At 48.3% G+C, this 24369-nt stretch carries 19 protein-coding genes; 13 read left to right on the top strand and 6 right to left on the bottom strand.

Annotated elements, in window-relative coordinates; translation table 11 throughout:
- Positions 1-19: 19 nt before the first annotated feature.
- Both AB4Z29_RS21385 and AB4Z29_RS21380 read right to left on the bottom strand, forming a co-directional pair.
- A complete protein-coding gene (locus AB4Z29_RS21385) occupies positions 20-928 on the bottom strand; it encodes a Cof-type HAD-IIB family hydrolase (protein ID WP_441945022.1) in 909 nt (302 codons plus the stop codon).
- The gene (locus AB4Z29_RS21380) at positions 898-1092 is read right to left on the bottom strand and encodes a hypothetical protein (RefSeq protein WP_441945021.1); all 195 of its coding nucleotides are present in this window, start codon (positions 1090-1092) and stop codon (positions 898-900) included. Before AB4Z29_RS21380 ends, AB4Z29_RS21385 begins: the two co-directional genes overlap by 31 nt.
- A 362-nt stretch (positions 1093-1454) precedes the next feature.
- Here AB4Z29_RS21380 and AB4Z29_RS21375 point away from each other — a divergent pair, with 362 nt between their 5' ends.
- A complete protein-coding gene (locus AB4Z29_RS21375; protein ID WP_441945020.1) occupies positions 1455-3341 on the top strand; it encodes an LTA synthase family protein in 1887 nt (628 codons plus the stop codon).
- A 151-nt stretch (positions 3342-3492) separates the two neighbouring features.
- The gene (murI, locus tag AB4Z29_RS21370; protein WP_441945019.1) at positions 3493-4290 is read left to right on the top strand and encodes a glutamate racemase; all 798 of its coding nucleotides are present in this window, start codon (positions 3493-3495) and stop codon (positions 4288-4290) included.
- Between the two features lie 203 nt (positions 4291-4493).
- Here the strand turns inward: murI and AB4Z29_RS21365 are convergent, their stop codons facing one another.
- Genes AB4Z29_RS21365 through AB4Z29_RS21355 form a run of 3 tightly spaced genes read right to left on the bottom strand, consistent with a single transcriptional unit; the run spans position 4494 to position 6596 of the window.
- Positions 4494-5252: an exodeoxyribonuclease III gene (locus AB4Z29_RS21365; protein WP_441945112.1), complete on the bottom strand. Its 759-nt coding sequence runs from the start codon at positions 5250-5252 to the stop codon at positions 4494-4496.
- Between the two features lie 45 nt (positions 5253-5297).
- Complete coding sequence (locus AB4Z29_RS21360; protein WP_441945018.1) at positions 5298-5954, bottom strand: DUF2306 domain-containing protein; 657 nt, start codon at positions 5952-5954, stop codon at positions 5298-5300.
- A gap of 54 nt (positions 5955-6008) precedes the next feature.
- Positions 6009-6596, bottom strand: a complete 588-nt coding sequence (locus AB4Z29_RS21355) for a TetR/AcrR family transcriptional regulator (protein WP_441945017.1) — start codon at positions 6594-6596, stop codon at positions 6009-6011.
- A gap of 196 nt (positions 6597-6792) precedes the next feature.
- Between AB4Z29_RS21355 and AB4Z29_RS21350 the strand changes: the two genes are divergently transcribed.
- The 7 genes from AB4Z29_RS21350 to wrbA all read left to right on the top strand — a co-directional run bounded on the left by AB4Z29_RS21350 (position 6793) and on the right by wrbA (position 16929).
- The gene (locus AB4Z29_RS21350; RefSeq protein WP_441945016.1) at positions 6793-8550 is read left to right on the top strand and encodes an ABC transporter ATP-binding protein; all 1758 of its coding nucleotides are present in this window, start codon (positions 6793-6795) and stop codon (positions 8548-8550) included.
- Complete coding sequence (locus AB4Z29_RS21345) at positions 8547-10310, top strand: ABC transporter ATP-binding protein (RefSeq protein ID WP_441945015.1); 1764 nt, start codon at positions 8547-8549, stop codon at positions 10308-10310. The genes AB4Z29_RS21350 and AB4Z29_RS21345 overlap by 4 nt, the downstream gene beginning before the upstream one ends.
- 654 nt (positions 10311-10964) lie before the next feature.
- A complete protein-coding gene (locus AB4Z29_RS21340) occupies positions 10965-11354 on the top strand; it encodes a hypothetical protein (RefSeq protein ID WP_441945014.1) in 390 nt (129 codons plus the stop codon).
- Positions 11355-11477: 123 nt separating this feature from the next.
- Positions 11478-14780 (top strand): NEAT domain-containing protein, encoded by a 3303-nt coding sequence (locus tag AB4Z29_RS21335; RefSeq protein ID WP_441945013.1) that lies wholly within the window; start codon positions 11478-11480, stop codon positions 14778-14780.
- 258 nt (positions 14781-15038) lie between these two features.
- Entirely contained in the window at positions 15039-15503 is a 465-nt protein-coding gene (locus AB4Z29_RS21330) for a MarR family winged helix-turn-helix transcriptional regulator (protein ID WP_441945012.1), read from the top strand.
- A gap of 1 nt (position 15504) precedes the next feature.
- On the top strand, positions 15505-16278 hold the full coding sequence (locus AB4Z29_RS21325) for a pirin family protein (RefSeq protein WP_441945011.1): 774 nt from the start codon (positions 15505-15507) through the stop codon (positions 16276-16278).
- A gap of 36 nt (positions 16279-16314) precedes the next feature.
- Positions 16315-16929 carry an NAD(P)H:quinone oxidoreductase type IV gene (wrbA, locus tag AB4Z29_RS21320; RefSeq protein ID WP_441945010.1) on the top strand — a complete coding sequence of 205 codons (615 nt, stop codon included), beginning with the start codon at positions 16315-16317 and terminating at the stop codon, positions 16927-16929.
- A gap of 478 nt (positions 16930-17407) precedes the next feature.
- On the opposite strand, the gene AB4Z29_RS21315 is transcribed toward wrbA, so the two are convergent.
- Positions 17408-18484 (bottom strand): LysM peptidoglycan-binding domain-containing protein, encoded by a 1077-nt coding sequence (locus AB4Z29_RS21315; RefSeq protein WP_441945009.1) that lies wholly within the window; start codon positions 18482-18484, stop codon positions 17408-17410.
- Positions 18485-18991: 507 nt separating this feature from the next.
- Between AB4Z29_RS21315 and AB4Z29_RS21310 the strand changes: the two genes are divergently transcribed.
- From AB4Z29_RS21310 to AB4Z29_RS21295, 4 genes are all read left to right on the top strand, one after another.
- Positions 18992-19645, top strand: coding sequence for an SGNH/GDSL hydrolase family protein (locus AB4Z29_RS21310; RefSeq protein WP_441945008.1), 654 nt, complete (start codon positions 18992-18994; stop codon positions 19643-19645).
- Between the two features lie 102 nt (positions 19646-19747).
- Entirely contained in the window at positions 19748-21538 is a 1791-nt protein-coding gene (locus AB4Z29_RS21305; protein WP_441945007.1) for a cache domain-containing sensor histidine kinase, read from the top strand.
- Positions 21539-21540: 2 nt separating this feature from the next.
- Positions 21541-23118 (top strand): response regulator, encoded by a 1578-nt coding sequence (locus tag AB4Z29_RS21300; protein WP_441945006.1) that lies wholly within the window; start codon positions 21541-21543, stop codon positions 23116-23118.
- A 185-nt stretch (positions 23119-23303) separates the two neighbouring features.
- Entirely contained in the window at positions 23304-24266 is a 963-nt protein-coding gene (locus AB4Z29_RS21295) for an ABC transporter permease (RefSeq protein ID WP_441945005.1), read from the top strand.
- The last annotated feature ends 103 nt before the right edge of the window (positions 24267-24369 follow it).

The following is a 24369-nucleotide window of genomic DNA, read 5'->3' as shown; positions in this document are numbered from 1 at the left end:
GTCCTCAAGGTCCATGACCTTAGGGCAGCTCTTTGGGTTGACTATGCTTAATCGCATTCATATATACAGCTACACCGTCCTCGTCATTGCTCAGAGTCACATGGGTAGCCAGCTCGTGGAGAGCAGGGTGGGCGTTAGATACAGCGACCCTAGTGCCTGCAGTTTCAAACATACCGAGATCGTTCAAATTGTCTCCGAATACGGTAACGTCCTCCGGGTTGCAGCCGACGAGCTCGGCCCATTGCCTTAGTCCTTCCTTTTTGTTCGCATCGCGGTGGCTGAATTCTAGAAAGTAATGATTCTCGATATATGCATCCTTCATGAGATGGACATGGACATGGCTGCCAAAACGGCGGTTCACCTCATCCTTTAACGGTTCGAGCTCGTGAAGCAAGCCTATGTAGGTAATCATTAATGCTCTAAAGGAAGTTGGACAGGCAAGGATCGGCAGCTCTCCGAAGCGCGGATCGTTAGGGCGACTTGCGAAAAAGGCTAAGTCACCGCTGCGAACCAGCTTCTCATGCAGCACACGCTCTTGGTCATCCTCATCCAAAGCGAATAAATAAGGAAGCATGGCAAAGGATCTTCCGATTTGGATAATTTCATTTGCGGCTCCGTTATCCAGCCAGTGCCCGCCAATGACTTTCATAGAGAGAGGATCGTAAATGACGGCACCATTGTACAACACGATCGGATGCTTCCATGGAATGACGGAAACGATTTTGTGAGAGCTGATGTGGCTCCTCGCCGTCGCGTAGCTGATAACGACGCCTTCCTCCATCGCACGAATCATGCTTTCAACTGTATAAGCGGACAACGAAGCATCGGAATGCAGCAGCGTCCCGTCAAGATCAGTGAGGAAATGATTGTTTGTCAGAATAATGCCTCCTTTTAATCCTACATTTGAGGAGCGAAAACATTGCTCCAAGCACGAGCCAGCAGTTGAACGCCTTGCTCCATCTCATGTTCGGTTAAACCGTCGAAGCTGCAATGGATGGCAAGCGCCTCATGAAGCGCGGCTTTCCAGGGGCGAATCGGGAAGGGATCCGCATCATTCGCAAGCAAACTGAAGTCGATGACAAAGAGATACATACAGAGGGGTGCCCTCTAGCCTTGTAAATATCAATTCCATAGGTGATTGTCACTCAACCTGACCCGTAAATTTCATAGATAACTGTCACTATAGCGAAGGTCAATAATAGTATATGCTTTGTTCATAGGGACAGCAATTCACACTAAGCTTGCAGTAAGCATGGACACAATGACAACTATTCATGATTGTGTAGAAAAAAGATTAACGGCGTTAGGAACGCCGAGAAACCTTCCTCGATTTCATTTTTTTGACCGTTGCATTTGCCTTCATATTCCCTTAACATTAATATTTAGAGTAGCCGTCATGTCATGACGGTTTTTTCTATTTACGTTAGGCATGTACAATTAAGGAGTGAAAGGGCTTGTTACTATTCTCGAAACGTTACGGCCGATCACCGTTTGTCGTTATTTTCATCATGATCATGCTCAAAATGCTGCTGTTCAGGCATTTTATATTTCATGGTATCCAGGCTGACCGTCTCTTAGCGGATGCATCAGCTGTATTGGCGCTGCTATTCATCGTTGAACTCATTACTTCTGCCAAATGGAAGGCGGCAGTCTTTGGTATTGTGAATGGGATTATCTCGCTTCTCTTATTCGCTTCAACGCTTTATTTCAGCTACTACGGAACGGTTCCGACGTACACGGCGCTGCATGGGCTGGATCAAGTGCTGCAGGTCCGGACAAGCGTCGGATCGATCATGCAGCCTTCGTTTTATCTCTTTTTTGTTGACGTGATCGTTCTTGCTGTCATCTCCGTCTGGAATCGCATGAACGGTCCTCTCTTGGAAGGGCGCAAACGGATTGTGAAGCCCCTATATGCCGGAATTGCGGCGCTGCTTTGTCTTACCGTATCAGGCGGATATATTTGGTCAGGCAGTTCCATTCCGAATGAAATCGTGCAAGCGGAGAGCCTCGGCTTTCTGGATTATCAGGTTGCTGCCGCGATCAAGGAGAACAAGGAGCAGGCGGCGCTAAGGAGCGGCAGCGTAGAAGAGACATCGGCTAGCGCCGAGGCGCTTCAGACTGATTATTTTGACCAAATCGGTCAAGCCGTTGAGGCAGGTACGCCTAATTTCTTCGGATTTGCCAAAGGTAAAAACGTCATCGTCATCCAGATGGAGGCTTTCCAAAACTTCGCGGTCAATCTCTCGGTTGACGGAAAGCCGATTACTCCGGTTCTGAATGAGCTGGCGAAAGAAAGCTTCTATTTCCCGCATTTCTTCCAGCAAATTGGACAAGGGAACACCTCGGACGCCGAGTTTTTGTCGAACACTTCGATCTACCCAACCGGCGTCATTGCAATGTCAACGGGCTACGGAGACCGTGTACTTCCGAGCCTTCCAAGGCTGCTGGGCGAGAAGGGGTACGAGACGAACACGTTCCATATTAACGATGTGACATTTTGGGACCGCAACCGCATGTATCCTGCGCTGGGATTTGCGAAATACTATGATAAGCCATCTTTTGAGAATGATCACTTTAATTCCTTCGGTGCTTCCGATGAAGAGCTGTATAAGGTAGGTTTGAGCAAGCTGCAAGAACTGAAGGGACAAAACAAGCCCTTTTACGCACAGTTTGTAACGACATCCAGCCATCATCCGTTTAAGGTACCAGACGATAAGCAAAAAATCAGCATGCCGGACAATTTGAAAGACACCCAGCTCGGTGACTATTTAACGGCGCTAAACTATACCGATTATGCACTAGGCCAGTTTATAAATGGCCTGAAGGCGAGCGGCATGTGGGAAAATACTGTATTAGTAGCCTACGGCGATCATTATGGTCTTCAGAAAAAGGACAATGATCCTGCCTGGGTCAGCGAGCAGCTTGGCATTACCTATGACGGAGATTTGGATCGGTTTAACATTCCGTTATTCGTCCATGTGCCGGGCGCTGACGGGAAAGTGATGGATCAAGTAGGCGGTCAAGTGGATATTATGCCTACCGTAGCCAACCTGTTAGGCGTTTCGCTCAAAGATGAGGCATATACGGCATTTGGGCATGACTTGCTCAATATGACGAGCAATGTAATTGGGATGAGATATTATCTCCCTACAGGCTCGTTTTTCAATAATGATATTCTGTTCGTGCCAGGCAAGGGCTTCGAGGATGGGAAAGCAATCGATATTAGAACGAAACAGCCCGTGTCCGATTTCAGCCAGTACCGCGCGGATTACGATTATATACTAGAGCTCATGAAATTATCTGACGATTATGTCCGTTTGCTGCCGAAGCGGGCGCCTTAGAAGTGGATCAGACGTCTCTTGTCGATACGGACAGGGGACGTTTTTCGTTTATGAGAAAGGTAAAGCTTTAATGGCGGGTAGCAATGAGTTAATATGGATATAGTGACAATTAATTATTCTCTTCCAATATAACGTAAGGAATCGATGAGACATGCGAATTGGTTTTTTTGACTCGGGAATTGGCGGGCTTACCGTGCTGGCGGAAGCGCTCCATAGGCTTCCTGACAAGGATTTTCTGTATATGGCGGATACGCTGCACGTTCCCTACGGTACGAAGGCCGAAGAGGATGTTAGGACGTATATTCTCGATTCGGTCGGTTTGATGATGAACGAAGGCATAGATGCTTTAGTAGTTGCCTGCAACACGGCTACCAGTATAGCTATTAATGATTTGAGAGAGCGGTATTCGCTTCCCATTGTAGGCATGGAGCCGGCGGTTAAGCCAGCGGTAGAGATGAACCTTGCAACTGGCAAAAGAGTACTCGTATTCGCTACGCCTCTAACCCTGCAACTGCCTAAGTATTACGCACTCGTATCCCGTGTGGATGAACACGGCATCGTCGATTCTTTGCCGCTGCCGGAGCTCGTGCATTACTGCGAGGCACTGCAATTCGATCATTCGATTATGAATGATTATTTCCTTGCCAAGCTTGCGGACTACGATTTGGATCAATACGGCATCATTGTACTTGGCTGTACGCATTATCCTTTCTATAAAGATATTCTAAGGAAATTGCTGCCTGCGCATATTGCGATTGTTGATGGCAATGTGGGAACGGTGAAGCGGCTTTCCGCATTGCTAAGCCGTTACGGCATCGCAAGCGGCGGGGGCAATGGAGATGTACAATTGATGTGCTCGGGCCATGAGCCCGCTTACGTCGACAAAATGCATAAAGCGTTGTCTATTCTGCGTGAGCGGGAATGGTTAACGGAAACGCAGCCAACTTGATTGGTGCGAGCGATCCGTATTTGCAGAAAGTGTACGGCTTGCTTCTGAATGAGCGCGAACGCTTCAGATGGCCAAACCATACTTTTCGTCATTGGCGCCAAACAAATAAGCGTTTATCCTGTACTTGTGCAGGATAAACGCTTATTTGCCATGTAAGATGAAGTGATGCTGTAATGAGTGCAGGATAGCGAAAAAGTAAGATCTTAGATGTCTCCGAGAGTGAGGAGCACCGGACAATGGTCGCTGCCCATGATATGGCAGTCGATCTGCGCATCGACGAGTAACGGCTGAAGTCTTTCAGAAGCGAGGAAGTAGTCAATCCGCCACCCGACGTTCCGCTCCCGCACCTTAGGCATGTAGGACCACCAGCTGTACACATCCGCACGGTCCGGATAGAAATGCCGGAACGTATCCAGAAATCCGGCTTGAAGCAGGTCGGTCATTTTGCCGCGCTCCTCAAGGGTGAAGCCAGAGTTTCCGAGATTGGGCTTTGGATGCTTCAGGTCGATTTCTTGATGCGCAACATTAAGATCTCCGCACACGATTACGGGCTTCACCGCATCCAGCTGCAGCAAATAGCTGCGGAACCGGTCTTCCCATTCCATACGGTAGTCCAGTCTCGTTAAGTCGCGTTTTGCATTAGGTGTATAAACCGTAACCAAATAAAAGCTTTCAAATTCAAGGGTAATGACGCGGCCCTCGGGCTCAGCGTTTTCCTCAATGCCGTAATGAACGGAAAGAGGCTTGATTCTGGTGAACACAGCCGTGCCGGAGTAGCCCTTTTTCACTGCATAATTCCAATACTGGGCATACTCTTCGCCTAGCTCCATGGCAATCTGTCCTTCTTGAAGCTTCGTTTCCTGGAGGCAGAAAATATCTGCGTCCGTTTCTTTAAAGTAATCATAAAAGCCTTTTGTGACGCATGCTCTTAAACCATTTACGTTCCAAGATACGAGCTTGATCATCATTAATCTCCTCGCGAATCATATCGTTTATCTATTAGTTTATCATAGATTCGGCGGGGATTGACTGTCATGGACGGGAAACGGCGCTCTGGGAGTTTTTCTGCGGATAATCGCTTCCATAATAATCAAATTAGGCACCCAGCAAAGCCAGGCGACAGCGTGATAGCCGGCTTCGAATTCACCAAAAAGCATAACGAGAGGCGCGAGCCATATTCGCAGAGTAACCCCGGCAAACGTAAGCGCATAGCTGCGAAGCATCCATTCTTTATGTGACTTTATGTCTCCAGCCATTATTTTGCGCAAACCCATCCACGTCGTTGCCAGCCAAAGGATATCCAGCGTAAAGAAGCCTAGACCCGAGATCCAGCCGCCTGTTGCGTAAAAAGACAGATAAATGCTGACAATGCCGCTTAATGCGATCGAGAGAACATAAACATAGCCGAGCTGTTTGTGCAGGGCTCCCCTGGGCTTTGATTTCCTCTGGAAAATTTGAAAAGGGCCAATAACGAGAGCCATTATGGCAGTTATGATGTGGACGTACAACACGTAGACCCAAGGCGTAAGCTGAAAATCAGGCTCCTGCAGCTTTGCGGCAACGAGGCCGGCATCGCTGGCTTTGAATAAGCCATACTGGACGGCAGCATATCCGGCTATCGCAAAAGCAAGAAAAAATACGAGCGCATGATTCCATTTTTTCATCAACATCATCACTCTTTCTTTAATTGATTGGCGTTCAATTAAAAGTTAAAAAAATTATTGCAGTCCGCGCAGCAGCAATTGCACATGAAGGCTGGCAAGCTCGTTCAGTTCCTCGAAAGTTTGCGAGCTGGAGATATAGAAGCTGACAAAGCCATGCAGGGAGAGAAACAGTAGCCATACCATATCATCATTGTGAATATGTTCCGGATTGATGTGATGCAAGCATCCTTTCACCGCTTTAGAAAATTTCTCATAGCTGGCCATCTTCGGCTTCGACGTGTAGCAATCAAGCTCAGGCTGTTGAATGAGGAACATCAGCTCGAATGAGCGCTTGTTGTCCAGACCAAACCGAATAAACTGCATAAATATCATGCGCAGCTGGTCAACACCGGGGATGGGGGCTTGTGTCATTGTGTCGTGGAGCAGTTCATTGAGCCGATCGAAATCTGCTGTTGTCATCGCACTGAATAAATCCGCTTTCTCGCGAAAATGGTAATAAAGAGATCCTGGTGAGTAGCCTAGCGCCTTTGCAATGGCTCGCATGGATACATCGCGATAGCCTAGCCGCGAGAACTGCTCTCTAGCCGTCTCCAATATCCGCTCTTTACTTAGCTCTTGATCGACTGCTTTTCGTGGTGACATGGGCAGATAACTCCTTTATTTGAACGTTGTTCAATAAAACAATACCATATGCTGTATAATTTGGTCAACGACTCATTTATGATGCGGCAGTCCATCCCTCAGCACTAGGATATATGGTAAAATCGGTTTAACGTCGCTCATCTTACATAAGCTAATTCATTTTAGACATCGCTAGATAACATGAAAGGGGAGCAATATGAGCAAGAACAACAAAATGAATGCATTCAGCCATTATCGGATGATGCTGAGCCGCTATTTGCTTCCGCAAAAGAAGGCGCTCGCGGGGCTTACACTGCTGCTCTTCTCCTCTATCGGATTGCAGCTCGTTAATCCGCAGATTATTCGCTACTTTATTGATACAGCGCAATCCGACAAAACCTTGCAGCCGCTGTATTATGCAGCAGCGCTCTTCATCGGCTTCTCACTCATCCAACAGCTTGTTTCTGTCATCGCAACCTATGTGAGCGAGAATCTGGCATGGCGTGCGACGAATCAGCTTCGCGGCGATCTGGCCGAGCATTGCCTCCGGCTTGACATGTCATTTCACAAATCGAACACGTCAGGCTCAATCATTGAACGGGTTGATGGCGATGTCAATGCGCTTGCGAATTTTTTCTCCAGCTTCATTATTCACCTGGCAGGCAACTTGCTGTTAATGATCGGCATTATCGTATTATTATTTCGGGAAAACATATGGATCGGCCTAGGCATGCTGCTATTTGTCGTGTTTGCCATGATGGTCATTCAATGGATTCGCAAATTTGCGGTGCCCGTATGGGCCAAGTGGCGACAAATCAATGCTGAATTTTACGGCTATATCGGTGAGCATCTGGAAGGGACCGAGGACACGCGTGCGAACGGGGCAACAGGATTCGTTATGAATCGCTTCTATTCGCTGCTGCGGCGGATGCTGCCTTTGCGCAGAAAGGCTTTTCTCGGATTCTCGGCGATGTGGATTACAACGATTATCGTGTTCGCGTTAGGCAACGCTATGGCTTTCGCGATTAGTGCCTCTTTATGGAAAGCAGGTGCTATATCCATTGGGACCGTTTATTTGATTTTCTATTATACGGAGCTGCTGGCAAAGCCGATCGAAAAGATACGTACCCAAATCGAGGATTTGCAGAAAGCGGATGCCAGCCTGCTTCGTATCCGCGAGCTGTTCGATACGGCTCCCAAGATTGCGGATGGTCCTGGAGCGAGGCTGCCGGATGGTCCGCTTTCGGTAGAGCTTAACGAGGTGACGTTCGGCTATGATGAGTTTCCTACTTTGCAGGAGCTGAATTTGCGGGTAAAGCCAGGCGAGGTGCTTGGTTTGCTAGGGCGTACGGGAAGCGGGAAGACGACGCTGGCCCGGCTTATGCTTCGCTTCTATGACCCTCAGCAGGGCAGCATCAGGCTGAACGGAACGGACATTAGGGATTGCAAGCTTGCGGAGCTGCGATCGAGGGTTGCTCTGGTGACGCAAAACATTGAAATTTTGCAAGGTACCATTAGGGATAACTTAACTTTTTATGACGAGAGCATTTCCGATTCAGAGATCGTCGCTGTACTTCGCGAGCTAGGCTTGAGGAACTGGTATGACACGCTGCCGGATGGGTTGGACACGCCGCTCTCTTCAGGCGGTGCAAGCCTGTCTGCGGGAGAGGCTCAGCTGCTCGCTTTTGCAAGAGTTTTTCTGACAAATCCCGGTCTTGTCATTCTCGATGAGGCTTCGTCTAGGCTTGATCCGCTTTCGGAATTCCGTATGGAACAGGCGATTACGAAGCTGCTCTGCAGCCGCTCGTGCATCATTATTGCGCATCGCCTTGCCACCGTACAGCGTGCCGACCAAATTGTCATTCTGGAGCAAGGACGCATCATAGAGAGCGGAGCCCGCGTTAAGCTGGCTGCTGATCCCTCGTCTGCGTTCAGCAGAATGCTGGCGGCCGGGCTTGAGGAGGTGCTGGCATGAGCACGTTTACGTACATGTGGCGTTTGATTTGCTACCGCCCAGGCTGGTATATCACCAACGCCCTCATCTGGACGATTATTTATTTGATGCCGATTTTTCCTGGTCTAATTACGAAGGCTTTCTTCGATTCGCTAACGCTTGATTCGGCGGCTGCCTATAGCACTTGGGGGCTGATCGCGCTATTAATAGGGGCGGCACTTGCCCGCAGCGCGACGGTGCTGATCGGGTTTATAACAGATGTTAATTTTCGTTTCCGCATGGGGATGCTGCTAAGGCGGAATTTGCTTGAGCATATACTGAAAGAGCCTGGGGCACGGGCCATACCGTGCTCGCCGGGTGAGGCGATTAGTCATTTCCGGGATGATGTAGATCAGTCGGAGGAAGCTGTCAGCTGGTCTGTCGATGTATTCGGCATGACCTGCTTCGCAGCTGTATCGTGCTTCATTCTCATACGCATTGATGCGCAAATGACGCTGCTTGTGTTTTTGCCGCTCGTCATCGTGGTAGTCGTGGCACAGCTTGCTACGACGAGGCTGCAGAAATACCGCTCAGACAGCCGTGAGTCAACTGCCAAAGTAACGGGTGCCATTAGTGAGATGTTCGGCAGCGTGCAGGCGATTCAGGTTGCGGGTGCGGAGAAGCGCGTCATGTCGAGATTCAGGCAGCTCAACGACAACCGTCGCAAAACGATGCTGAAGGATAAGCTGATGACCGAGGTGCTGGACTCGATCTTTTCCAATTCGGTTAATTTAGGAACAGGTCTGATTCTGCTGCTTGCCGGTCAAAAAATGCGCGGCGGCGAATTCACGGTAGGCGACTTCTCTCTGTTCGTCTATTATTTGACCTTCGTCACACAGTTTATTTCGAACTTTGGCAAATTTCTCACCTATTTCAAGCAGATGACCGTTGCGCTGCTCCGCTTAACCGGCATATTGCAGGGAGCCCCCGCTCAAGTGCTGACGGCGCATAATCGTTTGTATTTAAAGGGAGATACAGAGGATGGAGCAGCCAAACAAGAACCGCAGGCAATCGACAAGCTGGAACAGCTAGAAGCTGTAGGGTTGACGTACACCTATCCTGAGACGGGCAGAGGTATTGCATCTGTTCATATCAGCCTGAAACGAGGCTCCTTTACTGTCATTACAGGCCCAATTGGTTCAGGAAAAACAACCCTTGTGCGAACGCTGCTCGGCCTTCTGCCGCAAACTTCTGGCATTGTGCGATGGAACGGACAGGAGGTATCTGATCCCGGCTCTTTCTTTGTACCGCCGCGCAGCGCGTACACCGCGCAAGTGCCAAGGCTGTACAGCGATACCCTGCGCGAGAATATATTATTGGGCGCTTCAGATCAGAAAGGGCAGCTGGCACGTGCGCTTCATACGGCTGTGTTGGAGGATGATCTGGGCCATTTGCAGAATGGATTGAATACGGTAATTGGTCCCCGAGGCGTAAAGCTGTCTGGAGGACAAGCACAGCGAACCGCTGCGGCGCGCATGCTTGTGCGTGATAGCGAGCTATATGTGTTTGATGATCTTTCGAGTGCGCTTGATATCGAGACGGAGCAGAAGCTGTGGTCCCGGCTTTTCCGTGAGCGTGGAGATGCGACCTGCCTTGTTGTTTCGCATCGAAAAACGGCACTGGCGCAGGCCGACCATATTATTGTGATGCGTGACGGCGAGGTTGAAGCTGAAGGGACGGCTGAAGAGCTGCTTGCTGCAAGCGATACATTCCGTCAATTGTGGCATGGAGAAGAGAATTAAATGAGAAGAAGTACCCAGTAATTCGCGTGGCTCCCGATTCATGAATCGGGAGCTCTTTTTAGGTGAACAGCAGAAAAATGGCTTAAATACCGCAGAAGTCCTTGCAGGCTTGAAGATGTATTCCCGAAATAATGAGTATAAAAAAACGCTGAATAATAATGATAATCGTTATCAATTAATTTATAAAATAAATTCATTAGTTTTTAATATGGGAATAATAAGTATTAATAAATTTTAAAATGAATTATATTTTAGATTATTTGAACTAATATATAATTATTTATTCTAAGCGGAGATGTTGTTAGCCAAAGTCGGACTATTTAAATTATAAATAGTGACAATGAATGGATTGACATCGTTTGGCTGGCGACTATAAAATCAAGCTATCGACGAGCGATGTACACGCTCACGATAGTTTCAAGAGGCATGTGACTTGCACCTGCAAGCATATGCTCATGCCACAGAAATTTTTTTTACACCTTAGATGATAATGATTATCATTGTCTTCACAATAGCTTCTTCTGTGGGCCATATCCGTGCTTTGGAGAGGAGGAATGATGTCGGAATTAGCTTTAGCTGAACAGCGTTTTACATGTCATTAAACCTTTTTCGGCAGTGAAAATATGAATTCAAAACTAAGGGAGTGTATTGAATATGATGAAATCGATGAAGAAATTAGTTCCTATGATGCTTTTGACTTTGGTTTTTGCACTAGTTATGGCTATTCCGGCTTTTGCCGCATCGCAAAGCTATCGCTTCCTCGATTCCGCTGGCAGCGCAACGTCCTTCACGGCGACTCACTCGAGCGCATTTATTAACGGTGCTGCTGACGTAACGGGTTCTACGGCAACCATTACGCTTACAGGCGACTATTTCCCATCGCTTAAAGTGAATGGCACTTTTGCAACAAGAGCAGTCGTTGGCGGCAACACAACATTCACATTCCCGGTAGCTGATGTTGTTACCAACATTCCGGTTGAGCTTCGTGTTTACATCGAGGATGTCCACGATGCAACATTCAACCTGCAAATTGACTGGCTGTAATTCAAATTAAAACAGCGACCTGATAGCTTGAACGATAAGGATGAGAAGCGGCATGATCCAATCAGCCGCTTCTCATCCCGTTTGTTTGAACGGAAGCAGGAAGCGAAGAGGGAGTGTATCAAGTTGAAAAACAGATTTAAAAGGTCCTTATCCATAATGCTTGCGTTTGCATTGCTGCTGATGTCTTTTCAATTCAGCTATGCCGCTGAGCCGCAGGAAACGAAGGTTCCAGATGGTGAATATGCAATAAGCTACAACTATTGGAAAGATAATATGGAGACAGCTTCGGCTGCCGACGGCTTCATGCAGACCGGCAACGCCGGCAAACTCATTATTCAAGATGGCAAAGCCAAGTTCGAGCATGAAATTACGAACAAGAATTACGCTTACTTTCATTACCTAGGTTCACGCAAGGCTGGAAACAGCAAGGCAGTAATAACGCCTGTTGGTTCTGGTTATACAGTAGATGGCCAGGATGGCTATCAGCCTGTCGTTTATCGTCCAGCGAATAACGGAACAGGCAATTGGATTGTTCAAATCGATGTGGAAGACGTATTCAAGAAACAAGATATTCTCATGCATGTAGAGGTAAAAGATATTCCCGGATTTACGTACAATCACTGGTATAATGTGCAATTACGTCTGAATACAAGCTCGCTTCCTCTGCAACCAGGGGATGGCGATAACGGTGAAAATAACGGAGGGGGCTCGGAACAGCCGATTACCCTTGTGAATGTAAATGAATTAATCTCGGTCTCACGCTCCGTCTATGAAAGTACATACGAAGGAACGTCCTTCGGTGATTATCCGGTTGGTTCCAAAACGTCATTCTATGACAGCATCGTACTTGCAGAAGGCGAAAGAGATGCTGCAGGATCGGATACGACCCTTTACAAAGCCATTCACACAAAGCTTCAAGCAGCATTAAGCCTTTATAAATCCTTATTATTATCCGCGAATAAATCAGGTCTTAGCCTTCTGATTGCGTTATCGGAAGAAATAGCTTCAACCTCTGTGGAATTAGGAACAGCCGAAGGCAATCCGGGCGCCTTCTATTCTGCGATTACGCCAGGCGAATATGCGAAGAATTCGAAAAGTAATTTTATTGATCAGATCAACATCGCCAAAGCCGTCTTAAACGATGAAAAAGCAACGCAAGCAGCAGTCGATGCAGCGGTTAACAAAATCAATTATGCTTACATCGATTTCCCAACATGGCAGTATGTAGCGTCAGCACCTGCAAAAATCTATGTGTTGGATTCACTGGCTCCAACAGAGGTTGAATCGAACCATGCAAATGAAATCGGAAAAACAGCGGTTCTGATTACGAATCAAGGCTTGCAGAACCGTACGAGCGTCAACCTTACGTTTAACGGGTCAGCCACCTCCATTACCGAGGTCGTTCAATCCTTTGCGTTGGAAGAAGGCGGAATGACTACGGAAGGATTGTTATTTACTAGAAATAGAGACAAAGCACTCAAAATAAGCAAAAGCTCTACAGAGGATAAGCAGGTTTATCAAGTAATCTCACGAAATATGCTTGCAGGCGATGATAAATGGTTAGGACTGTCGTTTGTTAAATACAAATCGGGAGACACGTCGAAGGAAGCTTATATTAGCTATAACGCGGGACTGCTTGATGAGCTTAAGCAGGCAGCCGTTGACGCTCAGAAGCTGCATGATACAGCTTCAGCCGTTATAGGCGAAGAGCAGCCATTCGCGGATGCAAAAGCCGAACTGCAGGCCGCCATTCAATCGGCAGAGGAAACGTCGCGCAACCTTGCTGCTACAAGGCTGCAAATTGCGGGCAAGAAATCCGAGCTGCAAGCGGCGCTAGCCGCATTCAAAGAAACGGCGTCCACTTTGCTTTATTTCTCCGCCATTCATGCGGATAAAGAGCAATTCTCAACTATGGATAGTTACTTTGTGAAGCCGGCGCTTGTTACTACTGAATCAGGTTCTACGTTTGTAACGCTGACGGTGAAGGATAGCGCAACGGTTCAAGCCTTCCGCGTCAAAACGGGTGGTGCTTTCGTAGAATCAACGGTTGTTAGCGAAGACAAGGGTGCAAATACCCGTGTCGTGACGTTCAAGGTCGATGATTTGCCTGTACTTGCAAGTGCACAAGTACGCACAGTCGTTCCAGCTCAAAATTATGACAGAACGCATGATATTCGCTTAAATTTCAACAATGTAAACAATGAGGCATTAGCTCTGGCTATTACGCAAGCGACCGCGGTTCACAAGGCTGCGGTAGTAGGTACCAAGAAAGGCGAGTATCCAGAAGCTGCGAAGAACACGCTGCAAAGCGCTATACTAACGGCTGGCGCTGAAACGGTACGTGCAGCAGGAACACAGGAGCAATCTGATGCAGCACGTACGGTGCTTCTGGCGGCGGTCGACACATTTAAAGCAGCGGAAATTACCGTTACAATCCCTGACCCGATTACTAATCCACCTGCAGGCGGATTAGCTAATGGCGAATACAGCATCAATGTTCGAATATTGAAATTCGGAACGGAACAGGATTCAGTCATGCAAGGCTACATCAATCCGAATGCCAAGTTAAGCGTAGCTGGAAGCAGCAGAACGATCTTCCTGACGATTATGCAGGACAAAGAAATAACGGGCTTGAAATTTAATGGTGTTAACGTCTCGACGGTCAGCCGAAACGTGGAACAGAATACGAGAGTGGTATCCTTCTCGATTGCGGACCTATCGAAGATAACAAACGGTTGGGTGAAAATCGACTGGCCAGAAATGTCATACCATCATGAGTACGATATCCAGATTAAATTCGACGAGGCGAGCATCAGAGCTTATGATGGCTCCGATGTGCTGCCGGTGAAAACGGAAGAGGACTTGGACGAAGAATTGGTTGAGCCAGTTGTAACCGAGTTGAAGGATATCCAGGGACACTGGGCCCAAGATGCGATTGAAAAGGCGATAGGACTCGGAATCGCTAAAGGCTACGAGGATGGCAAGTTTCATCCGAATGCCGTCATCAATCGCGCGGAATTTGCGGTCATGCTCAGTCGCGCTCTGAAGCTGGAAGCCAGCAAGGAAGCAACGAGTTTCAATGACAAAAAGGATTTGCCGAAATGGGCGCAGGAGCATATTGCTAGAGCGGTCAAAGCAGGATTGATTGGCGGGTATGACGACCAAACGTTCCGTGCGGGCAATGAGATTACACGAGCTGAGCTGGCGGTTATTATCGCGCGTGCTGCCAAGCTAGAAGTCAAAGAAAACGCCGTACTGTCCTTTGCGGACGCAGCCGAGTTCCCAGCATGGGCGAGGAATGAAGCAGCAGCGGCAATTGAAGGCGGATATATACAAGGAAAAGGAAACAATACGTTTGATCCGAACGCGAGTGCTACGCGCGCAGAAGCGCTGACGCTGATTTTACGCTTGCTAGAGAAACAGTAGTCAAACGGCTGCACAATGCCGAGGTCTTCCTTACGGGAGGTCTCGGTTTTTTTAATAGATAAGAATCTATATGTATTCACATATAAATGTGCTTAAATATCTCCGTAAAACGACTGCTTTAGCCACAGAGGTCGGCGACAGCCGTTTACGCTTGGCATCAGAATAATCCTATTGACTTTGTGGTATCCTAGTGTTAGGATAAAATTATCCTAATAATAGAATTCATTAAATTAAGATAAAGGGTAGGGAGGTACAGCCATGTATCAGCCTGATGACCAAAACCAGCTTGACCTCAGACTTTTCCGGATCTGGCATAAGGCTACGAAAGCTTTGCATGACAATATACGCAAGGATATGGAGAACTACGGCGTGAGCCAAGAGCATTTCATGATTTTGGAGCTGCTGTACAGCAAGGGACCGCAGCCTATTCAGAAGATAAGCGAGAAATTCTCCATTCCAAGCGGAAGCATTACCTATGTAATCGATAAGCTGGAGAAGAAGGGTTATGTGAGACGTGAACCAAGCGCAACGGACCGAAGAGGCTCAAACGTGAAATTAACGGAAGAGGGACAAGTCTTGTTTGACGAGATTTTTCCGAAGCATGCTGCCGTTATTAGCCGTCATTTGAATGTCATCGAGAAGGCGGATAAGGAGCAGCTTATTGTGCTCTTGAAGAAGGTCGGTCTTCATGCAGAGGCTATAACCTTGAAGGGGGAGAATTGAGATGAAAGTGAATGTATATACACCGCTGCAGCAGGCAGTAGGCTCATTCGAAAACGGTAAAATCATTGAACAGAAGCCCATTGGATTCCCTCAGGAGCAGGAAGCGGTGAAAGGAGTAGGGCCCTTGTTTTATTGGGCCTGGGCACATGCGAAGGAAGGCGGCAGCATTGGCCTGCATCCGCATAAAGGCTTTGAGATTATGACCTATGTGGTGAACGGGCTGGTGGAGCACGGAGATACTCTTGGTACAGAAAGCACGGTTGGACCAGGCGGGGCGCAGATCATGCAGACCGGCTCAGGCGTATCGCATCGCGAGAAGATTACGGGACCCGATGCGGAGATTTTTCAAATTTGGTTCGAGCCTAACTTAAATGAAGCAGTGAAAAGAACGCCGACTTACCATGAATACAATGCGGAGGATTTTCCGGTTTCCACCAGAAGCGGCGTGCGAATTAAAACCATTATCGGCGAGGAAGCTCCAGTTCAGCTCGTTGCGGATGTTCGTGTATGGGATTTAACCTTGGAGTCTGAAGCCGAATATGCGTTTACGATTCCCGAAGGCTATTCCGCAGCGGCGCTGGCTATTAGAGGCGACGGCTTATGGAGCTTCGGCCCGGAAGGCACAAGCAAGGCGTTGTTTAAGCAAAAGGATTTTACGGTAATGGAATCGGAAGGGCAAGCCGAATCGATTCGGTTGGTTAATGGGGAACAGCCGTTTCGAATGATTATGATTCAAGTGCCAACGCAAGTCGATTATCCTTTATACCAGCGTTAATTCCAAACATTCAGCATACAGAGGGAGATGTTCAGCATGTCAAAGGTGAAGCTGGCTATTATTTATTACAGTGTTACAGGTACGAATTACCAAATGGCGCAGTGGGCGGCAGCGGGAGGCGAAGAGGCAGGAGCAGAGGTGCGCATTCTGAAGACACCGGAGCTGGCAACGGAGGACGCTATTCAAGCTAATCCCATTTGGCGGGCGCATATTGCAGAAACGAAGGAAATTCCAGAGGTTACTTACAAAGATCTAGAGTGGGCCGATGCTATTATCTTCAGTATTCCTTCGCGCTTTGGCGGTATTCCAGGTCCTGTTAAGCAGTTTCTCGATTCAACAGGTGCGCTTTGGTTCAATGGCAAGCTGGTCAATAAGGTCGTAAGCGGCATGACATCGGCACAGAATGCGCATGGCGGTCAAGAGCAGACGATTCTCGGCCTGTATACCTCCATGTATCACTGGGGAGCGATTGTGGCTGCGCCAGGTTATTCAAGCCCCGTAACCTTTGAAGCTGGCGGCAATCCTTATGGTACAAGCGTGACTGTTCAAGGCGGGAAAATGGTCGAGGACGTTAAAGCAGCGGTAGAGTATCAAGCCAAACGTACGGTAACGGTTGCGCAATGGGTGAAAAATGGACTTGCCGAGTCTTAAGCCTCAAACATAATAGATGAAGACAAGGGGATAGCAGAGCGCTGTCCGTAGATAGTAGAGAAACCCGCGTTATTATAAACGCCGGGTTTCTTTTTTGTTTTCTATATAAGTTGAGCGAATGAATGAGCTGCGCAGACGGAGAGAACAAAGTTGTTCTGGAGAAATGAAATGTTCGCTTTTACAGACCAAATGGAAACTATATATGAAGTTAACGAATCAAAACCATTTGGCTGCAACCGCGATCGGAAGAATGACTTACTGCACCACAGCGTTCATCAACGCTTGTTCAAGTGCGTTATTTTGCCCAAGCAAATGGCAATAGCGAAATCCGTGCAGCGTAACACAAAAAAGACTGCCGAGACTTTCTCGACAGCCAAAGGCTTGCGCGCTTGCGGAGCTTCTTTTTATTCGTTACCGTTATTTGCTTAACAAGCTTTTATGTGACTCAGACAAGAGGCTGGAACGGAAAGGCCCTAGATTACGGCTTAGGGATTTTCAATTTCGTACCTGCTTTTACCTGATCAATATCAACGATATGATTGTAGTCCGCAATAAACATGGCGTGCTTGGTCGTGCCATAGTAGATTTTGGAGATGCTGTAGAGCGTCTCGCCCTTTTGCACCGTATGCTCCGTGGCCTCGAATTCATCAGAATTGTCGCCTGAGCCAACGGATTCATCAGGTTGATCGTTCTTAAGGGACGGGATGACCAGGTTGGTGCCTGCCTTGAGCCCTTTGTTTTTGTCCAGCTTGTTTTCATTGGCAATATAATCTGCATATTCTGCTGATTTATAGAACATTCTGGATATACCCGTGAGGGTGTCACCGGCTTGAATTAAATAGGTTGCCGGCAGATTAATCTTGGAATAATCCTTGCTTTCCTGCGGCTTGCTGCCTGATGAACTGTTCCCTGAGGTCAACGCAGGAATCGTCAGCGTGTCGCCGGCTTTCATATCATTAATAAACAGAATATGGTTATGCTCCGCAAGCAGCGCGTAATGGTCCTTGGACTGATAAAATTTCTCCGATATCGTGCTCAAAGTATCGCCCTTCTGGACCACATAGGTCGTAGGCAGCTTTACAGCAGCGCTTTGGCCATCTGGCTTGCTGTCGTCCTCCTTCTGATCCTGGCTCGGTTTTTCCGTTTGTTTCGGTATGGTCGGCTCTACTGCGTCTTTGACCGGCGCTTCTGTGGCTGCTGGTTCGGGATTGTTCCCGATTTCCCCGTCATCATCAGTTGGTTCTTGCGTTTCCTCTGCATCGATCGTACCAGCCGGAATTGGCTCATCCGTGACGGGCAACGTTTCATGAAGACCTTCGTCCACCGAATCGGAGTTAGCGGAATTGCTGCTCTTCGGTTGATTATTGGCGTCAGCATGCCCAGCTGTCTCTGATTGAAGATTGGTGTCGACCAAATTCGTATATTTACTGTAGAGTACTCCGCAGACGGCTACGAGAATGATGACGACGGCCAGATAAAGCGATAACGTTACTTTTTTGATTGATGTCATTCTGCCCTTGGAACGGTTGTTGCTGCGTGTAGTATGGTTACCCAAAACGTGATCTTCTCCCTTGTTCCTCAACTTATTTCTACTCTATCAGACTTGTCGAAACCTGTGGAATAGGCCTAATCAGCCATTTCAGCCGGATTCAAATTGCTACTTATGCAGCTCGCATGTTCAAGTATTTTCTTTGTTGCTCTCCAATTAGGTTTTTGCATGCAGTTTGGAGCAATCTACAGCGATAGAATTGGAAATATCCAGTAATAACGTTTATATTACACGATCTTTCTAAACAAAAACTGTACATGGGAAAACTCTCATAAAGAAGGCGGCTGCCTTCAGCAGGAAATGTCGGAAAGCAGCTTCCACGATAAAGCCGTAAGCCCTATGGTTGATATTCATATCGGACATTCCTGCTGAATTAGACCTACCTGCTTCTCTGCATCCTCCGTTGATTATGGATAGGATCGTTGATTTTTGAAATTACGAAAATGATCTTTTTCGCCTATAATAAACATACGGATGCTAGAGATCCGAAAGAGATAGGCAAAGGGGCATTCCATGATGGAAAAAAGAGTGATTCTTTTTCAAGGCGACTCGATTACGGATGGGGCAAGGGGAAGAACCGACGATCCCAATCATATACTGGGGCACAGCTATGCTTACATTGTGGGAGCCAGACTCAGCTTCGTATGGGCAGAGCAGCAGCCACTCATCATCAACCGAGGAATAAGCGGCGATAGAGCCTCGGATCTCTATGCGAGATGGAATGAAGACGCGATCAGCTTGAATCCCGACATCATCAGCATCTTGGTCGGCGTGAATGATGCTTGGCGGTCGATGAACGGAGAGGCCAGCGGAATTACGGATCGCTATGAGCGGGCATACCGCCATATTTTGGAAGAAACGAAGCAGGTTCTGCCCGAAGCGCAGCTTGTGCTTTGCGAGCCTTTTATTCTGAACACAGGGGCGCCAAGCCAGAATTGGCAGGCGTGGTCGGAGCGGATAACGGCTTACCGTCACACGGTACGCGAGCTTGCAGGCCAGTTCGGCGCGATTTTTGTTCCGCTGCAGGCAGCGTTTGATGAGGCTTGCACAAGGGCAGATGCCAGCTACTGGCTATGGGATGGGGTGCATCCTACGGCTGCCGGACATGAGCTGATTGCACGGAAATGGCTGGAAACGGTGCTGGACAAAGAAGCTGCGGGCGAATAGAACATACCCATTTGGGAAAACGCTGTATAGGTAAGGAGACCAAGCCGGCATCGACAGGAAGCCGGTTTCTTGCGTTTACACCATGAGGAGAAGGTTAGGCTTATGCATAAAATAACGAAGCTGTTCCGAAATTTAAGCGTGACCTGGAAATTCGTTGCGACGTTTCTTTGTATTCTGGCTGTTTCCTTGTCCGCCTGCGGCATTTATTTGTATTTGCAATTATCGGGTTCGGCCGTATCGCAGGCACAGATGGTTATGGAGCAGAACCTGCTGCAAACGCGCAACAGCTTGATGAACAAGATGAGTATGATTCAGAACATATCGAAGCTGCTTACCTCGGATATTAGGCTTCAAACCTTTTTGGGAAGCGATTTCAATAAAAACTCGTTCGCCTATGACGATTACACGTCGAACATTAGCCCCTATGTGGAAAATGTGCTGCGGCAGAACCCAAGCGTGCATTCGCTGCGCGTGTATATGACGAACCCGTCAATTCCAGAGATTTATGACAGCTTCTATCAAATCTCCCGCATCGAGGATCAGCCATGGGTGAGGGAGGTTACGAGCGATGATACGAATATATTCGGCTGGCGCGGGCTCCACACCGAGAAGCTGCTCTTGAATATTCCGAAGCGCGGTGAGCCGGAGAACGTATTTTCCTTCTATCAGAAAATTAATTCCATTCGGTATTTCGATACGGTGGGCTTGCTTGAAATTGAAATATTAGAGAGTGATTTATTCGATATATTGAATTCGGAGAGTACGGGCCAGATCGGCGATCTGTTTATGATTGATCGGGATAACCATGTCGTATCCAGCAATAAGAGCGGATTGTTCAAGCAGCAAATTACGGATGAAGGCTTGGCACAGCTGCCGATTGATACAGGGTTTAATCAGGTGCTTAAGGTAGACGGCCGCAAGTCTGTCGTGATTTCGGTGCCGCTGCATGATCTTGAGCTGCGCTTAATCGGGATATTTCCCGTCAGCGGGCTGAATGAGAAGGTGAAGGAGTCTGCTTTCTCCATTACGGGCATTCTGCTCATTGCGCTTGTCGTGCTCGGTTTTGTCGTCTATTTCATTACGAATGCCCTGCTATCGCGGCTTAAGCGGATTGTACTGGCCATGAAACGGGTAAAAGAAGGCTCATTAACCGTCTCTGTGCCTGTCCAATCCAATGATGAGTTTTCTCAAATTGCGATTAGCTTCAACCATATGACCGAACGGATTCACGAGCTGGTCGAGACGGTGTACAAAAGCCAGCTGATGGAGCGTGAAGCGGAGCTAAAGGCGCTGGAGTCGCAGGTTAATCCGCATTTTCTCTACAATACGCTGGCAACCATTTCGTGGGTAGCACGAAAAGCGAATTCAACGGAAATCGTCCATTTGTCAGGTGCGTTAGCGCAGTTTTACCGGCTGGTGCTAAATAAAGGAAGACGGGAAATTCTGATTAAGGACGAGCTGGAGATGGTGAAGGCGTATTTAGCGATCCAAAAGTTCCGGTTCGAGGAAATGTTTGATGTCGTTTATGATATCGATGAGCGCGTCTATGAGTATTGCGTCGTCAAAAATATCCTTCAGCCCATCGTTGAAAATGCGCTGAATCATGGGATCGAGCCAAAGCGGGACCGGGGTACGCTGCAAATTAAAGCATCGCTTGAGGCTGATGACATGCTTTGCTTCAAGGTAATTGACGATGGTGTCGGCATGTCCAAGGAGCGGCTTGCCGCGTTGCTTGTCGGCAATATTGAGCGTACGAGCGGCAGCGGCTATGCGGTGAAAAACATAACGGAGCGGTTAAATTCTTATTATGGCGATAAGCATGCCTTCCGCATTCACAGCGCACCAGGCATTGGAACGTCGGTAATGATTACGTTTGCCAAGGAGAGAGCGTGACTATGTATAAATTGCTGATCGTAGAAGACGAGCGTTGGGAGCGGGAAGGTCTAGTCGATTTCCTCGACTGGGAATCCCTAGGCATTGAGCTGTCCGGTACAGCACGCGACGGAATTGAAGGTCTGGAGCATACGCAGGAGCTGGACCCGGATATCATTATTACCGATATCCGGATGCCGGGCATGGACGGCCTAGAGATGTCCCGCAGAATCAAGGAGATCAAGCCGCATATCCGAATTATTATTTTGACAGGCTACGGTGATTTTGAATATGCGCGCAAAGCCATTGATATACGAGCGAGCCACTATGTCCTGAAGCCTATCAGTGAGCAGAAGCTGCTCGAAGCGGTCCAGAAAGTGATCCGCGAATGCGAGGAGGATGTTCAGTTCAAGCAAGAGAGAGAGAAGCTGCGGGCTGAGGTCGAGGAGCATCGCGAGCGGATGAAAGAAAAGTGGCTGCATGATTTGCTCTTCGGAACGTTAGAGCCAAAGCACGTCAGGGAGGTGGCGCAAGCAGAGGGACTCGGCTCCGAGCATGGCAGATTTGTGGCGTATGCAATCACGGAGACGAAGCAGGACCGAACCATGGAGCGGCTGCGTAATCTATTCCCTATTCCGTGTATAATCGCATATTCGGATAATCGGGAGGGGCAGTGGATCGTCGTTATTCCAGAGCCCAAGGGGCAGCAAGCGGAGTTCGCTGCTATGCTTGCAAGGCGACTGGCGGGAGATAGCGGATGGTTATGGCTGTCCAATATAAAGATTGGAGCAGGTACGGTTGTAGATGGTTTATCCCATATTGCGGAGTCTGTCAAGCAGGCAGAGCAGGTGCTGGCCTATGCAGCGTTCTGGGACGAAGGCGGTATTGTCAGCCTGGAGCAGGTGGAACGGGAGAGAGCGGGATTTCTAAGCGAGGTCGCCGATTTCCTCCAGCGGAGCAGCCAGCACGTTAAAGCTATCGTCCATGCCGTCCATGCTCTTGATGAAGCAAAAGCCATTGCCAGCGCGGAGGAAATGTTCCTAGCGCTGGTGGAACGGCGAGGCGCAGACGGCGACTACATTCGCCATTATATAAGCGGACTTCTCTTCGAGCTGTCCGTGCTGGCAGGCACGAGCCAAACCGAGGAGCGCCTTGGCACGGACCCTGGCGAACAGCTCTACGCGCTGCCGACGCTTGCCGCTATCAAAGTGTACACGCTGCATTTTATTACAGAAACGGTTAAAGCCATCAGAGAGAAGCGCGACGGAAAAGAAGAGTATGTCATCCGCCAAGTAAACAAATTGATCGAGCAGAAGTACATGTCATCGGATATCAGTCTGAAGTCCATAGCGGAAGAGGTATTCTTGTCGCCTAATTATTTAGGATCTTTATATAAGAAGACGACGGGGCAATCGTTTCACGACCGGCTTGCAGCGATGAGAATGGAGAGGGCCAAGTCACTTCTGGCTTTGCCTCATTATAAAGTTGCGGCAGTCGCCCAGGAAGTAGGCATTCCAAGCACCTCTTACTTCTGCACCGTGTTTAAAAATGCGTTCGGCATTTCGCCGGGGGAGTACCAGGATATGCTGCATCGCAAATGAGAACTCGAAGAAAAAAACGAACGGCTGCCTGAGCGACAGGCAGCCGTTTTAAATATAGGCGGAAAATGTAAGCGTTTCTAAAAGTGCGTTGATTAACGAAACAAACCACACTTTTTGATATATATCGCTGCCTATCTATCTTCTACAATAAGAGCAGGGAAAACATCAAGAGAAGGGGTGGACAGATGGAGGACTTGACTATGGCCGCAAGGCCCAAAGCAAGCAGCGGGACTGCGCGAAGCCCTTTCGGCAAGCGGTTATGGGCACAGCGCTACTTAATGATCCTAACGCTGCCGGCTGTCATTTGGCTAATTATATTCCATTACGTGCCGATGTACGGCATTATTATTGCATTCGAGGAGTACAACCCGGTGCAGGGCTTCACCTTCAGCCCTTGGGTCGGCCTAGCCAATTTCAAAGAGCTGTTTATTGATCCAAGCTTTTTGGATTCGGTTGCCAATACGTTTAAAATCAGCTTCCTGAAGCTGCTGTTCGGATTCCCTGCGCCGATATTGCTGGCAATTATGCTCAATGAGCTAAGAGCGCAGCGGCTGAAGAAGGTTGTGCAATCGCTGTCTTATCTGCCTTACTTTATTTCATGGGTATTCGTTGTCGGCTTCATGTACACGCTGCTTGATCCGAGAACGGGAGCGCTCAGCGGACTGCTTCAATGGCTCGGCCTGATCACGCAGGATCAGCTGCTTATGGGCGATCCCAAAACCTTCACGACACTCGTTGTCGTATCGGAAGTATGGAAAAACATCGGATGGAACTCGATTATATTCCTAGCGGCGATCGCGAGCATTGACCCGCAGCTGTATGAAGCGGCAACGGTGGACGGTGCGGGACGTTTTCGCAAAATATGGCATGTGACCTTGCCGGCGATTAAGCCGACGGTCGTCATCCTGCTCATTCTGAACGTCGGCGGTCTTGTGAATGCCAACTTTGATCAGCTGTTCCTCATGAAAAATTCGATGACCCAGGATCAAGCGAATGTGCTGTCGATCTACTCCTATGAGATGGGTCTTGTGCTTGGAAGGTTCTCATATGGTACCGCGGTAGGCTTGTTCCAATCCGTCGTCGCCTTCCTGCTTATGCTGGGGGCCAACTACTCATCACGCAAAATGACAAAGGAAAGCCTGTTCTAACCGCAAGCTGGCACCGACCATCCAGCTAGTCACAAGAAGAAACGGCTTCGCCCCTCTGCATGAGGAGGGTATCCGTTTCTCGCAGGAATAGAAGAATACTTTA

Source organism: Paenibacillus sp. 2TAB23 (assembly GCF_052115165.1).
Lineage (GTDB): Bacteria > Bacillota > Bacilli > Paenibacillales > Paenibacillaceae > Pristimantibacillus.
This window is presented reverse-complemented; position numbering and strand designations above follow the sequence as displayed.

Bases quoted from the DNA above. Each gene is read 5' to 3' on its own strand.
- murI (WP_441945019.1), top strand. From the start codon at position 3,493: ATGCGAATTGGTTTTTTTGACTCGGGAATTGGCGGGCTTACCGTGCTG.
- AB4Z29_RS21330 (WP_441945012.1), top strand. From the start codon at position 15,039: ATGTATCAGCCTGATGACCAAAACCAGCTTGACCTCAGACTTTTCCGG.
- AB4Z29_RS21300 (WP_441945006.1), top strand. From the start codon at position 21,541: ATGTATAAATTGCTGATCGTAGAAGACGAGCGTTGGGAGCGGGAAGGT.
- AB4Z29_RS21350 (WP_441945016.1), top strand. From the start codon at position 6,793: ATGAGCAAGAACAACAAAATGAATGCATTCAGCCATTATCGGATGATG.
- AB4Z29_RS21360 (WP_441945018.1), bottom strand. From the start codon at position 5,954: ATGAAAAAATGGAATCATGCGCTCGTATTTTTTCTTGCTTTTGCGATA.
- AB4Z29_RS21310 (WP_441945008.1), top strand. From the start codon at position 18,992: ATGATGGAAAAAAGAGTGATTCTTTTTCAAGGCGACTCGATTACGGAT.
- AB4Z29_RS21305 (WP_441945007.1), top strand. From the start codon at position 19,748: ATGCATAAAATAACGAAGCTGTTCCGAAATTTAAGCGTGACCTGGAAA.
- AB4Z29_RS21325 (WP_441945011.1), top strand. From the start codon at position 15,505: ATGAAAGTGAATGTATATACACCGCTGCAGCAGGCAGTAGGCTCATTC.
- AB4Z29_RS21295 (WP_441945005.1), top strand. From the start codon at position 23,304: ATGGAGGACTTGACTATGGCCGCAAGGCCCAAAGCAAGCAGCGGGACT.
- AB4Z29_RS21355 (WP_441945017.1), bottom strand. From the start codon at position 6,596: ATGTCACCACGAAAAGCAGTCGATCAAGAGCTAAGTAAAGAGCGGATA.
- wrbA (WP_441945010.1), top strand. From the start codon at position 16,315: ATGTCAAAGGTGAAGCTGGCTATTATTTATTACAGTGTTACAGGTACG.
- AB4Z29_RS21380 (WP_441945021.1), bottom strand. From the start codon at position 1,092: ATGTATCTCTTTGTCATCGACTTCAGTTTGCTTGCGAATGATGCGGAT.
- AB4Z29_RS21340 (WP_441945014.1), top strand. From the start codon at position 10,965: ATGATGAAATCGATGAAGAAATTAGTTCCTATGATGCTTTTGACTTTG.
- AB4Z29_RS21345 (WP_441945015.1), top strand. From the start codon at position 8,547: ATGAGCACGTTTACGTACATGTGGCGTTTGATTTGCTACCGCCCAGGC.